At 55.8% G+C, this 13,135-nt stretch carries 13 protein-coding genes; 12 read left to right on the top strand and 1 reads right to left on the bottom strand.

The genetic code is table 11. The annotated features are described in order from the left end of the window. Positions 1 to 20: 20 nt before the first annotated feature. The 8 genes from rluE to PUP35_RS08335 all read left to right on the top strand — a co-directional run bounded on the left by rluE (position 21) and on the right by PUP35_RS08335 (position 7,830). Positions 21 to 674, top strand: coding sequence for a 23S rRNA pseudouridine(2457) synthase RluE (gene rluE, locus PUP35_RS08370; RefSeq protein ID WP_274242672.1), 654 nt, complete (start codon positions 21 to 23; stop codon positions 672 to 674). A gap of 9 nt (positions 675 to 683) precedes the next feature. Continuing rightward, positions 684 to 1,157, top strand: coding sequence for an NUDIX hydrolase (locus PUP35_RS08365; protein WP_008500754.1), 474 nt, complete (start codon positions 684 to 686; stop codon positions 1,155 to 1,157). A 40-nt stretch (positions 1,158 to 1,197) separates the two neighbouring features. After that, a complete protein-coding gene (mnmA, locus tag PUP35_RS08360) occupies positions 1,198 to 2,310 on the top strand; it encodes a tRNA 2-thiouridine(34) synthase MnmA (protein ID WP_021241033.1) in 1,113 nt (370 codons plus the stop codon). Positions 2,311 to 2,337: 27 nt separating this feature from the next. Then, on the top strand, positions 2,338 to 2,967 hold the full coding sequence (gene hflD, locus PUP35_RS08355) for a high frequency lysogenization protein HflD (protein ID WP_013097081.1): 630 nt from the start codon (positions 2,338 to 2,340) through the stop codon (positions 2,965 to 2,967). A gap of 19 nt (positions 2,968 to 2,986) precedes the next feature. Next, entirely contained in the window at positions 2,987 to 4,357 is a 1,371-nt protein-coding gene (gene purB, locus PUP35_RS08350) for an adenylosuccinate lyase (RefSeq protein ID WP_008500757.1), read from the top strand. 123 nt (positions 4,358 to 4,480) lie between these two features. Then, complete coding sequence (gene phoP, locus PUP35_RS08345; protein WP_028019015.1) at positions 4,481 to 5,152, top strand: two-component system response regulator PhoP; 672 nt, start codon at positions 4,481 to 4,483, stop codon at positions 5,150 to 5,152. After that, the gene (gene phoQ, locus PUP35_RS08340; protein WP_274242666.1) at positions 5,153 to 6,616 is read left to right on the top strand and encodes a two-component system sensor histidine kinase PhoQ; all 1,464 of its coding nucleotides are present in this window, start codon (positions 5,153 to 5,155) and stop codon (positions 6,614 to 6,616) included. A gap of 92 nt (positions 6,617 to 6,708) precedes the next feature. After that, positions 6,709 to 7,830: a ribosomal protein uL16 3-hydroxylase gene (locus PUP35_RS08335; protein WP_063955840.1), complete on the top strand. Its 1,122-nt coding sequence runs from the start codon at positions 6,709 to 6,711 to the stop codon at positions 7,828 to 7,830. A gap of 41 nt (positions 7,831 to 7,871) precedes the next feature. On the opposite strand, the gene pepT is transcribed toward PUP35_RS08335, so the two are convergent. Further along, complete coding sequence (gene pepT, locus PUP35_RS08330) at positions 7,872 to 9,095, bottom strand: peptidase T (protein ID WP_133294179.1); 1,224 nt, start codon at positions 9,093 to 9,095, stop codon at positions 7,872 to 7,874. A 237-nt stretch (positions 9,096 to 9,332) separates the two neighbouring features. Between pepT and potA the strand changes: the two genes are divergently transcribed. From potA to potD, 4 genes are read left to right on the top strand one after another with little or no spacing between them, the layout of a single operon-like run. Beyond that, positions 9,333 to 10,475: a spermidine/putrescine ABC transporter ATP-binding protein PotA gene (gene potA, locus PUP35_RS08325; RefSeq protein WP_271367689.1), complete on the top strand. Its 1,143-nt coding sequence runs from the start codon at positions 9,333 to 9,335 to the stop codon at positions 10,473 to 10,475. After that, positions 10,459 to 11,316, top strand: coding sequence for a spermidine/putrescine ABC transporter permease PotB (gene potB, locus PUP35_RS08320; RefSeq protein ID WP_274242661.1), 858 nt, complete (start codon positions 10,459 to 10,461; stop codon positions 11,314 to 11,316). The genes potA and potB overlap by 17 nt, the downstream gene beginning before the upstream one ends. Then, positions 11,313 to 12,104 (top strand): spermidine/putrescine ABC transporter permease PotC, encoded by a 792-nt coding sequence (gene potC / locus PUP35_RS08315; RefSeq protein WP_274242659.1) that lies wholly within the window; start codon positions 11,313 to 11,315, stop codon positions 12,102 to 12,104. The genes potB and potC overlap by 4 nt, the downstream gene beginning before the upstream one ends. After that, positions 12,101 to 13,135, top strand: coding sequence for a spermidine/putrescine ABC transporter substrate-binding protein PotD (gene potD, locus PUP35_RS08310; RefSeq protein WP_274242657.1), 1,035 nt, complete (start codon positions 12,101 to 12,103; stop codon positions 13,133 to 13,135). The genes potC and potD overlap by 4 nt, the downstream gene beginning before the upstream one ends.

Below are 13,135 nucleotides of genomic sequence, written 5' to 3'. Positions count from 1 at the left end.
GTCTTCGTTATTAGGCTATAATGCGGCAATTGATAACGCCTGAAAATACCATGAAGAAAACTTCTTTTACAAAACACCGGGTTGAGCGATTCAGCTCACGACAAGCCGCCAGAAGACCGCAAGAAACCCAGCCAAAGCGGATTATTTTGTTCAATAAACCCTACGATGTTTTGCCGCAGTTTACCGATGAAGCCGGGCGCAGCACGCTGAAGGATTTTATTCCCGTTCAGGGCGTCTACGCAGCCGGGCGTCTGGACCGCGACAGCGAAGGCCTGCTGGTCTTAACCAACGACGGCGCGCTGCAGGCGAGGCTCACGCAGCCGGGCAAACGCACCGGCAAAATTTACTTCGTCCAGGTCGAAGGCGAGCCGGACGAACAAACGCTGGAAAAATTGCGCAAAGGCGTCACGCTGAACGACGGCCCAACCCTGCCCGCAGGTATTGAACGCGTGAATGAACCGGAGTGGCTGTGGCCGCGCAATCCGCCGATTCGTGAACGCAAATCCATCCCGACAAGCTGGCTCAAAATCACCCTTTACGAAGGCCGCAACCGTCAGGTTCGCCGCATGACCGCACATGTCGGCTTCCCTACCCTGCGTCTGATTCGCTACGCCATGGGCAGCTACACGCTGGAAACGCTGGCAAACGGCGAATGGCGCGACGTCACCCCTTAAGGAGAAATGATGTTTAAACCTCATGTTACGGTTGCCTGCGTGGTCCACGCCCGGGGTAAATTCCTGGTTGTCGAAGAGAGCATTAACGGCAAAGCGCTGTGGAACCAGCCTGCCGGACACCTTGAAGCCAATGAGACCCTGCTGCAGGCAGCGAAACGCGAGCTGTGGGAAGAGACCGGTATTCACGCTGAACCCCAGCACTTCATCCGTATGCACCAGTGGATTGCGCCCGACAGCACCCCATTCCTGCGCTTTTTATTCGCCGTTGAGCTTAGCGAAACGTGCGCCACTGAGCCGCAGGATGACGATATAGACCGCTGCCTGTGGGTCACCGCCGACGAGATCCTGAACGCGCCAAACCTGCGCTCCCCGCTGGTTGCGGAAAGCATTCGCTGCTGGCAGTCAGGCGCACGCCTGCCGCTGGATGTCATCGGCGCATTTAACTGGCCGTTTACAGAGGGTGCCAATGGTGGGGGGGCGTGATAGAATACGCCGCCTTGAAGTTCAATGTCGTGAGTATTCCATGTCAGATAACAGCCAGAAAAAAGTGATCGTCGGCATGTCCGGCGGTGTCGATTCCTCCGTTTCCGCCTACCTGTTACAGCAACAGGGCTATAAGGTGGAGGGCCTGTTCATGAAGAACTGGGAGGAAGATGATGGCGAGGAATACTGCACTGCCGCAGCGGATCTTGCCGACGCGCAGGCCGTATGCGATAAGCTCGGCATTGAACTGCACACCGTTAACTTTGCCGCAGAATACTGGGACAACGTTTTTGAACTGTTCCTCGAAGAGTACAAAGCGGGCCGCACGCCGAACCCGGATATTCTGTGCAACAAAGAGATCAAATTTAAGGCCTTCCTGGAATTCGCCGCGGAAGATTTGGGCGCTGACTACATCGCGACCGGCCACTACGTGCGTCGTGCAGACGTGAATGGTAAAAGCCAGCTGCTGCGCGGTCTGGACGGCAACAAAGATCAAAGCTATTTCCTCTATACGCTGAGCCACGAGCAGATCGCCCAGAGCCTGTTCCCGGTCGGCGAGCTGGAAAAGCCGCAGGTGCGTAAAATCGCCGAAGAGCTGGACCTGATCACCGCGAAGAAAAAAGACTCTACCGGCATCTGCTTCATCGGCGAGCGTAAATTCCGCGATTTCCTGGGGCGCTACCTGCCCGCACAGCCGGGTAAAATTGTCACCGTCGACGGGGAAGAGATTGGCCAGCACCAGGGGCTGATGTACCACACCTTAGGCCAGCGTAAAGGCCTGGGTATCGGCGGGACGAAAGAAGGTAGCGAAGATCCGTGGTACGTCGTCGACAAAGATGTCGAAAACAATATTCTGGTTGTTGCTCAGGGTCACGACCATCCGCGTCTGATGTCCGTTGGCCTGATCGCGCAGCAGCTGCACTGGGTCGATCGTGAGCCGCTGAAAGGCACGCTGCGCTGCACGGTGAAAACACGCTACCGTCAGACCGATATTCCTTGCACCGTTACCGCGCTCGATGACGATCGCATTGACGTGCGCTTCGACGAGCCGGTTGCCGCCGTCACCCCAGGTCAGTCTGCTGTCTTCTACAGCGGTGAGATCTGCCTGGGCGGCGGGATCATTGAACAGCGCCTGCCGCTGCCTGCTGTTTAATACGATTGCACACATAAAGGAGACCGTGTGGCGAAGAACTATTATGACATCACCCTGGCGCTGGCGGGAATTTGCCAGTCAGCCCGTCTGGTGCAACAGCTCGCGCATCAGGGTCATTGCGACGCTGATGCCCTGCACGTTTCACTGAACAGCGTTATCGATCTTAACCCCGGCTCGACCCTGGGCGTGTTCGGCGGCAGTGAAACCAATCTTCGTCTCGGTCTTGAAACCCTGCTTGGCGTGCTTAACGCCAGCAGCCGTCAGGGATTAAACGCAGAGCTGACCCGCTACACGTTGAGCCTGATGGTGCTGGAGCGTAAGCTGAGCGCAGCAAAAGGCGCGCTTAATACCCTGGGCGATCGCATTGCCGGGTTACAGCGTCAGCTCGACCATTTTGATCTGCAGTCCGAAACGCTGCTCAGCGCGATGGCCGGCATTTATGTTGACGTCATCAGCCCGCTGGGCCCGCGTATTCAGGTCACCGGGTCCCCTGCCGTGCTGCAAAGCCCGCAGGTACAGGCAAAAGTGCGCGCGTCCCTGCTGGCAGGTATCCGCGCCGCCGTGCTGTGGCACCAGGTCGGTGGTGGCCGCCTGCAGTTAATGTTTTCTCGTAATCGCCTGACCACTCAGGCAAAACAAATTCTTGCTCATTGTTAACCTCCCGGAGTTGCGAATTATGGAATTATCCTCACTGACCGCCGTATCCCCTGTCGATGGACGCTACGGCGATAAAGTCAGCGCGCTGCGCGGGATCTTCAGCGAATATGGTTTGCTGAAGTTCCGTGTTCAGGTTGAAGTACGCTGGCTGCAAAAGCTGGCCGCCCAGGCAGCAATCAAGGAAGTTCCTGCTTTTGACGAAAAGGCAAACGATTACCTTGATAAAATCGTTGCCGAGTTTAGCGAACAAGACGCCGCGCGCATTAAAACCATTGAACGCACCACCAACCACGATGTTAAGGCGGTTGAGTACTTCCTGAAAGAGAAAGTAGAAAGCGTTCCTGCGCTGCACGCCGTGTCTGAGTTCATCCACTTCGCCTGTACCTCTGAAGACATCAACAACCTGTCCCATGCGCTGATGCTCTCCACCGCGCGCAAAGAGGTGGTGCTGCCTTACTGGCGTAAAATCATCGACGCGGTGAAAGCGCTGTCCGTGGAATACCGCGACATTCCGCTGCTCTCCCGTACCCACGGCCAGCCAGCCACCCCGTCCACGATGGGTAAAGAGATGGCCAACGTAGCGTATCGTATGGAGCGCCAGTATCGTCAGCTGGAACAGGTTGAGATCCTCGGTAAAATCAACGGCGCGGTCGGTAACTATAACGCCCACATCGCCGCTTACCCGGAAGTGGACTGGCACCAGTTCAGCGAAGAGTTCGTGACCTCTCTGGGCATTCAGTGGAACCCGTACACTACCCAGATTGAGCCGCACGACTATATCGCCGAACTGTTTGACTGCATTGCGCGCTTCAACACCATCCTGATCGACTTCGATCGTGACGTGTGGGGCTACATCGCCCTGAACCACTTCAAGCAGAAAACCATCGCCGGTGAAATCGGCTCTTCCACCATGCCGCACAAAGTGAACCCAATCGACTTCGAAAACTCAGAAGGCAACCTGGGCCTGGCGAACGCCGTGCTGCAGCATATGGCGAGCAAACTGCCGGTATCCCGCTGGCAGCGCGACCTGACCGACTCCACCGTACTGCGTAACCTGGGCGTGGGCATTGGCTATGCGCTGATCGCGTATCAGTCCACCCTGAAAGGCGTGAGCAAGCTGGAAGTGAACCGTGACCGTCTGCTGGACGAGCTGGATCACAACTGGGAAGTTCTGGCGGAGCCAATCCAGACCGTGATGCGCCGTTACGGTATCGAAAAACCGTATGAGAAGCTGAAAGAGCTGACCCGCGGCAAACGCGTTGACGCCGAAGGCATGAAGCAGTTTATCGACGGTCTGGCGCTGCCGGAAGAAGAGAAAACGCGCCTGAAGGCGATGACCCCGGCGAACTACATTGGCCGCGCCATCACCATGGTTGACGAGCTGAAGTAACGCCCCTCTCCCCCTTTTCGCCCGAAAAGGGGGATGCTTTTCCCCGGTTTACTCAATGTTTATCCCCAAAACAACATAATCAGCGTTAAACTATTCATACCAATTATTTAGGGAGAAGAGATGATGCGCGTACTGGTTGTTGAGGATAACGCATTGCTACGTCATCACCTGAAGGTTCAGCTTCAGGAGATGGGACATCAGGTGGACGATGCTGAAGACGCAAAAGAAGCCGATTATTATCTCAATGAACACCTGCCGGATATCGCCATTGTCGATTTAGGGCTGCCTGACGAAGACGGTCTGTCGTTGATTCGCCGCTGGCGCAGCCACGATGTCTCCCTACCGGTTCTGGTTCTGACCGCCCGTGAAGGCTGGCAGGATAAGGTCGAAGTGCTCAGCGCGGGTGCGGATGATTACGTCACCAAGCCGTTTCATATTGAAGAGGTGGCGGCGCGCATGCAGGCGCTGTTACGCCGCAATAGCGGGCTGGCCTCACAGGTTATTTCCATCCCGCCTTTCCAGGTCGATCTTTCCCGTCGGGAGTTAGCGATCAATGATGAAGTGATCAAGCTTACCGCCTTCGAATACACCATTATGGAAACGCTGATCCGTAACAACGGCAAAGTGGTAAGCAAAGATTCCTTAATGCTCCAGCTTTACCCTGATGCGGAACTGCGCGAGAGCCATACCATTGACGTGCTGATGGGGCGTTTGCGCAAGAAAATTCAGGCGCAGTACCCGCAGGATGTGATCACCACCGTCCGTGGTCAGGGCTACCTGTTCGAATTACGCTAAATGAGAGTGATTTTGCGCCACATTCTGCCCCTCTCCCTGAGGGTTCGTTTCTTACTGGCAACGGCCGCCGTCGTGCTGGTGCTGTCACTCTCCTACGGCATGGTCGCCCTGGTGGGCTATAGCGTCAGCTTTGATAAAACAACCTTTCGGCTGCTGCGTGGCGAAAGCAATCTTTTTTATACCCTGGCGAAGTGGGAAAACAATCAAATCACCGTCGAAATGCCGGAAAACCTCAACCAGCAGAGTCCAACGCTGGCCCTGATTTATGACGAAAAGGGCAAGCTACTGTGGGCGCAGCGTGACATCCCATGGCTGGTCAAAAGCATTCGTCCGGACTGGCTCAGAACCAACGGGTTTCATGAAATTGAAGCCGATCTCAACACCACCAGCTCGCTGATCCGTGAAGATCGCTCCCTGCAGCAAAAGCTGAACGAGATCCGCGCCGACAATGCCGAAACGGAGATGACGCACTCCGTCGCGATTAACCTCTATCCGGCGACGCTAAACATGCCGCAGCTGACCATTGTGGTGATCGACACCATTCCGGTCGAGCTGAAGCGTTCTTATATGGTCTGGAGCTGGTTCATCTATGTTCTGGCTGCGAATCTCCTGCTGGTGATCCCGCTGCTGTGGGTGGCAGCATGGTGGAGCTTGCGCCCCATTGAATCACTGGCGAAAGAGGTTCGCGAGCTGGAGGAACATCATCGCGAGAAGCTGAACCCGGAAACCACGCGCGAGCTCACCAGCCTGGTGCGAAACCTCAACCGCCTGCTGAAAAGCGAACGCGAACGCTATGATAAATACCGTACGACGCTTACCGACCTGACCCACAGCCTGAAAACCCCGCTCGCGGTCATGCAAAGTACCCTCCGTTCAATGCGCAGTTCGAAGCTGAGCGTCGACGATGCCGAGCCGGTGATGCTGGAACAGATCAGCCGTATTTCACAGCAAATTGGCTATTACCTGCATCGCGCCAGCATGCGTTCCGGCAGCGCGCTTCTGAGCCGCGAGCTGCACCCGGTAGCCCCGCTTCTGGATAACCTCACGTCTGCCCTCAACAAGGTGTATCAGCGTAAAGGGGTGAATATCAGCCTCGATATCTCGCCAGAGATAAGCTTTGTGGGTGAAAAAAATGACTTCATGGAAGTGATGGGTAACCTGCTGGATAACGCCTGCAAATACTGCCTGGAGTTCGTGGAAGTATCTGCGCGCCAGACGGAAACCGAGCTGCATATTATCGTTGAGGATGATGGCCCGGGGATCCCGCGCAATAAGCGTGACGTGGTGTTCGATCGCGGGCAGCGCGCCGATACGTTACGTCCAGGACAGGGCGTAGGATTAGCCGTCGCGCGCGAGATTGTCGACCAGTACGACGGGAAAATCGAAACCAGCGAGAGCCTGCTGGGCGGCGCCAGAATGGAGGTCATTTTTGGTCGCCAGCAGCCCACATCGAACGATAGTTAACCCGTTATGTGAAAAATGCGAGGATCTCGCAGCCGGGGGGCTGAGCTTCCGTTATAATCCGAGTCAGTAAGAGCCTGCGGAATAAAAAAATTATGGATTATCACTTAACGCTTAACTGGCCCGAGTTTATTGAACGTTACTGGCAAAAACGCCCGGTGGTTCTGAAACGCGGGTTCAGCAATTTTGTCGACCCCATCTCGCCTGACGAGCTGGCCGGTCTGGCCATGGAAAACGAAGTCGACAGCCGTCTGGTCAGCCACCAGGACGGGAAATGGCAGGTTAGCCACGGTCCTTTCGAAAGCTACGATCACCTCGGTGAAAACAACTGGTCTCTGCTGGTGCAGGCGGTCAACCACTGGCACGAGCCAACTGCCGCCTTAATGCGTCCGTTCCGCGCCCTGCCCGACTGGCGCATGGACGATCTGATGATCTCCTTCTCCGTGCCTGGCGGCGGCGTGGGTCCGCATCTGGACCAGTACGACGTATTCATCATTCAGGGTACGGGCCGCCGCCGCTGGCGCGTGGGCGAAAAAGTACCTATGAAGCAGCACTGCCCGCATCCGGACCTGCTGCAGGTTGATCCGTTTGAAGGGATTATCGACGAAGAGCTGGAGCCGGGCGATATTCTCTACATTCCGCCTGGATTCCCTCACGAGGGTTACTCGCTGGAAAACTCCCTCAACTACTCCGTGGGGTTCCGCGCGCCAAGCGGCCGCGAGATGATCAGCGGATTTGCCGACTACGTTCTGCAACGCGAGCTGGGCAGCTATCGTTACAGCGACCCCGATGTGCCTGCACGCGAGCATCCGGCCGATATCCTGCCCGCGGAGCTGGATAAGCTGCGCGGCATGATGCTGGATTTGATCAACGAACCGGAACATTTCCGTCAGTGGTTTGGCGAGTTTATCAGCCAGTCTCGTCATGAGCTGGACGTTGCGCCACCGGAGCCGCCTTATCAGGCTGACGAGATTTATGATGCGCTCCAGCAGGGCGACAAGCTGGTACGTCTGGGCGGGTTGCGCGTGCTGCGCATTGGTGAGGAGGTATTCGTCAACGGCGAGAAGCTGGACTCTCCGCACCGTCCGGCGCTGGAAGCCATTGCCAGCCATCTGGTGCTGACTGCCGAAACCTTTGGCGATGCGCTGGAAGACCCGTCTTTCCTCGCGATGCTGGCCGCGCTGGTTAACAGCGGGTACTGGTTCTTTGAGGACTGAGTCGCCTTAATGCCCGGTGGCGCTTCGCCACCGGGCTTTTCTTACCGCTTCGCGGTCAACTCCGCTATCCGCACTATCACTTTCACCGCTTTTTCCATTCCTTCCAGCGTCACAAACTCATGCTTGCCATGGTAGTTGTAACCACCGGTAAACAGGTTCGGGCACGGTAGCCCCATGAATGACAGCTGAGAGCCGTCGGTGCCGCCGCGAATCGGTTTTAATGTCGGTTCAATATCGCAGTCGCGCATCGCCTGCTGGGCGATATCGAGAATATGCGGATGCGCCATCACCTTCTCGCGCATATTGTAATAGCTGTCTTCGATGATGAGCTCAATATAGCAGTCGGGATGCAGGCCCTTACCCACCTTCTTGGCGATCTCCATCATCTTACGCTTGCGCGCCTCAAAGGCTTTACGGTCGAAATCGCGGATGATGTAGTGCATCTGCGCGCTGTCCACGGTGCCTTTGATGCTGGTCAGGTGATAGAAACCTTCATACCCCTCGGTCTGTTCGGGGCTCTCTTCCGCCGGGACTTCCGCATGAATTCGCGACGCCAGCGACAGCGCGTTCACCATGACGCCTTTCGCCGAACCGGGATGAACGTTGTTGCCGACAATTTTGATCGTGACGGACGCGGCATTGAAGTTTTCATATTCCAGCTCACCGACGCCGCCACCGTCGACGGTGTAGGCCCACTGGGCGTTAAAGGCGTCCACGTCGAAGTGCTTCGCGCCCTTGCCGACCTCTTCATCCGGCGTAAAGGCCACGCGGATGTCGCCGTGCGGAATATCTTTGCCCTTCAGCACCGCCAGCGCCGTCATGATTTCCGCGATCCCCGCTTTGTCATCCGCCCCCAGCAGAGTTTTCCCGTCGGTGGTGATCAGCGTCTGGCCCAGCAGCTGATGCAGCACCGGGAACATCACGGGCGAGAGCACTTCGTCGCCAATGCCCAGCGCAATGTCGCCGCCGCGGTAATTTTCCACAATCTGCGGGTTCACATTTTTACCGCTAAAATCAGGAGAGGTGTCGACATGGGAGATAAAGCCAATCGCCGGAATGTCACCCGGGACATTCGCCGGCAGCGTTCCCATCACAGTGCCTTTCTCGCTTAACGTGACGTTGACCAGCCCCATGGCGTCAAGCTGCTCTTTCAGCAGGTTTAATAGCTTCCACTGGCCTTCGGTGCTCGGCACCTGGCGAACACCCGGTTTAGATTGGGTATCCAGCGAAACGTACTGTAAAAAACGCTCAAGTAATTTATCCATGCAGTCACCCTCACTTTTTGTGACAACATTATCAATAAGCATCAAAACGCAAATATTGCGTCAGGTCACTTTTATCCCGCAAACGAGAATATTTTCCGTTTATATCGTTATGCGTTAGTAAATGTAGCTTATGAATCAGTGACAAGGATTGGCGATTACCGGGGATTGCCGTAGAATGTCCGCCCTCATTACGAGTCACCAAGGTGGTTACATACAAACCCCGCTTCAGTCTGCTGCCTGAGGCGTCTATATGGGACAGCGCAAAAATTGAATACACAAACCCGTTCACCGCTGGTGAAACTGGAACGAATTCGTAAAAGTTTTGATGGCAAAGACGTTATTTCCGACCTCACTCTTACCATCAATGACGGTGAGTTTCTGACGCTGCTTGGCCCCTCCGGCTGCGGCAAAACAACCGTACTGCGCCTTATCGCCGGGCTGGAAAGCGTCGATAACGGCCATATCCATCTAGAGAACCAGGACATTACCCGGGTTCCTGCCGAAGATCGCCACGTTAATACCGTCTTTCAGAGCTATGCCCTGTTCCCGCACATGACCGTTTTTGAAAACGTGGCGTTTGGCCTGCGGATGCAAAAAAAACCGGCGCATGAGATCGAACCGCGCGTCACCGACGCCCTGCGCATGGTACAGCTTGAGACGTTTGCCCAGCGTAAACCCCATCAGCTTTCCGGCGGCCAGCAGCAGCGCGTGGCCATCGCCCGCGCCGTGGTTAACAAGCCGCGTCTGCTCCTGCTGGATGAATCCCTCTCCGCGCTGGATTACAAGCTGCGCAAGCAGATGCAGAACGAGCTCAAAGCCCTGCAGCGCAAGCTCGGCATTACCTTTGTCTTCGTCACCCACGATCAGGAAGAAGCCCTGACCATGTCAGACCGCATCGTGGTGATGCGCGACGGCAAAATCGAGCAGGACGGCACGCCGCGCGAAATCTACGAAGAGCCGAAGAACCTGTTTGTCGCCAGCTTCATTGGCGAGATCAATATCTTTGACGCCACGGTGATTGAACGTCTGGACGACCAGCGCGTGCTCGCCAGCGTCGAAGGACGCGAATGCAATATCACGGTGAATTTCCCCGTCGAGAAGGGACAAAAGCTCAACGTTCTGCTGCGCCCGGAAGATCTGCGCGTCGATGAAATCCACGGCAATACCGAGGCCGAAGGGTTAATCGGCTATATCCGCGAGCGCAACTACAAAGGCATGACCCTGGAGTCTGTCGTCGAGCTGGAGAACGGCAAAATGGTGATGGTCAGCGAGTTCTTTAACGAGGACGACCCTGACTTCGACCACTCGCTCGACCAGAAAATGGTTGTCAACTGGGTAGAAAGCTGGGAGGTTGTGCTGGCTGATGAAGAACACAAGTAAGTTCCAGAATGTGGTGATTGCCACGATCGTCGGTTGGCTTGTGTTGTTTGTCTTTTTACCCAACCTGATGATCGTTGCCACCAGCTTCCTGACCCGCGACGACGCTAACTTCGTTTCGCTGGTCTTTACGCTGGATAACTACGCGCGCCTGCTCGATCCGCTCTATTTTGACGTGCTGCTGCACTCGCTCAATATGGCGCTAATTGCCACCGTTGCCTGCCTGGTGCTCGGGTATCCTTTCGCATGGTTCCTCGCGGGCCTGCCGCAAAAGGTGCGGCCCCTGCTGCTGTTTTTACTGATTGTTCCATTCTGGACCAACTCGTTAATCCGCATCTACGGGCTGAAAATCTTCCTCAGCACCAAAGGCTACCTCAATGAGTTTCTACTGTGGCTGGGGGTGATTGATACGCCGATCCGCATCATGTTTACCCCGAGCGCGGTCATTATCGGCCTGGTCTATATCCTGCTGCCGTTTATGGTAATGCCGCTCTACTCCAGCATAGAGAAGCTGGATAAACCGCTGCTGGAAGCGGCAAGAGATCTGGGTGCCAACAAGCTCCAGACCTTTATCCGCATTATCATCCCGCTGACCATGCCCGGTATTATCGCGGGCTGTTTGCTGGTAATGCTTCCGGCCATGGGTCTGTTCTACGTTTCTGACCTGATGGGTGGCGCGAAAAACCTGCTGATTGGGAATGTGATCAAGAGTCAGTTCCTGAACATTCGCGACTGGCCGTTCGGGTCCGCCACCAGCATCACGCTGACGGTGGTGATGGGTCTGATGCTGCTGGTCTACTGGCGCGCTTCACGGCTGCTGAACAAGAAGGTGGAACTCGAATGATCAGTCGACTGCTTCGCGGCGGTTTTATGACCGCCATTTACGCTTACCTGTATATCCCGATCGTTATTTTGATCGTGAACTCGTTTAACAGCTCACGCTTCGGGATTAACTGGCAGGGCTTTACCACCAGCTGGTACAGCCTGCTGATGAACAACGACAGCCTGCTGCAGGCCGCTCAGCACTCGCTGACGATGGCGATCTTCTCCGCCACCTTCGCCACGCTAATTGGTTCACTGACCGCCGTGGCGCTCTACCGCTACCGCTTTCGCGGTAAACCGTTCGTCAGCGGCATGCTGTTTGTGGTGATGATGTCGCCGGATATCGTGATGGCGATTTCGCTGCTGGTGCTGTTTATGCTGCTGGGCGTACAGCTTGGCTTCTGGTCGCTGCTGTTTTCCCATATCACCTTCTGCCTGCCGTTTGTGGTGGTGACCGTCTTTGCGCGCCTGAAAGGGTTCGACGTGCGCATGCTGGAGGCGGCGAAAGATCTGGGCGCCAGCGAGATGACCATCCTGCGCAAAATCATCCTGCCGCTGGCGATGCCCGCCGTGGCGGCCGGATGGCTGCTGAGCTTTACCCTGTCGATGGATGACGTGGTGGTCTCCTCCTTCGTGACCGGGCCGAGCTATGAAATTCTGCCGTTGAAAATCTATTCGATGGTGAAAGTCGGCGTTTCACCCGAGGTGAACGCGCTGGCGACCATTCTGCTGGTATTTTCGCTGGTTCTGGTGATCGCCAGCCAGGTTATTGCTCGTGATAAAACAAAATCTCAGGGGACAATGAAATGAAAAAAATGCTCGCCGCTGCGGCGCTGGTGCTCGGCATGGGTGCCGCGCACGCTGATGACAGCAAAACGCTCTACTTCTACAACTGGACCGAGTACGTGCCGCCGGGCCTGCTGGAACAGTTCACAAAGGAGACGGGCATCAAGGTGATCTACTCGACCTACGAGTCGAATGAAACCATGTACGCCAAGCTGAAAACTTACAAAGATGGCGCGTACGATCTGGTGGTTCCTTCCACCTACTTTGTCGACAAAATGCGCAAAGAGGGCATGATCCAGAAGATCGACAAAACGAAGCTTACCCATTTTTCAAACCTCGATCCTGAGATGCTCAACAAGCCGTTCGACCCGAATAACGACTACTCCATTCCGTATATCTGGGGGGCAACCGCGATTGGCGTTAACAGCGAGGCCGTCGAACCGAAATCGGTGACAAGCTGGGCCGATCTGTGGAAACCGGAATACAAGGGCAGCCTGCTGTTGACCGACGACGCACGCGAAGTGTTCCAGGTGGCACTGCGCAAGCTGGGCTACTCGGGCAATACGACGGATCCTAAAGAGATTGAAGCGGCGTATGCCGAGCTGAAAAAGCTGATGCCTAACGTGGCGGCATTCAACTCTGATAACCCGGCAAACCCGTATATGGAAGGCGAAGTAAATCTGGGGATGGTCTGGAACGGCTCCGCGTATGTTGCCCGTCAGGCCGGTACGCCGCTTGAGGTGGTCTGGCCGAAAGAAGGTGGGATTTTCTGGATGGACAGCCTGTCTATTCCGGCCAATGCGAAAAACGTTGAAGGGGCGCATAAGCTGATTAACTTCCTGCTGCGCCCGGACGTGGCGAAACAGGTTGCCGAGACGATTGGCTACCCGACGCCAAACCTCGCCGCACGCAAGCTGCTGAAGCCTGAAGTGGCTAACGATAAATCGCTCTATCCGGATGCCGAAACCATCAGCAAAGGCGAATGGCAGAACGATGTCGGCGACGCCAGCCGCCTCTACGAAGAGTATTACCAGAAGTTAAAAGCGGGCCGGTAA

This window comes from Enterobacter sp. S-33, assembly GCF_028735835.1.
GTDB classification, from domain to species: domain Bacteria; phylum Pseudomonadota; class Gammaproteobacteria; order Enterobacterales; family Enterobacteriaceae; genus Enterobacter; species Enterobacter vonholyi.
Note: the sequence above shows the minus strand (reverse complement) of the source record. Positions and strands in the feature narration are given on the sequence as shown.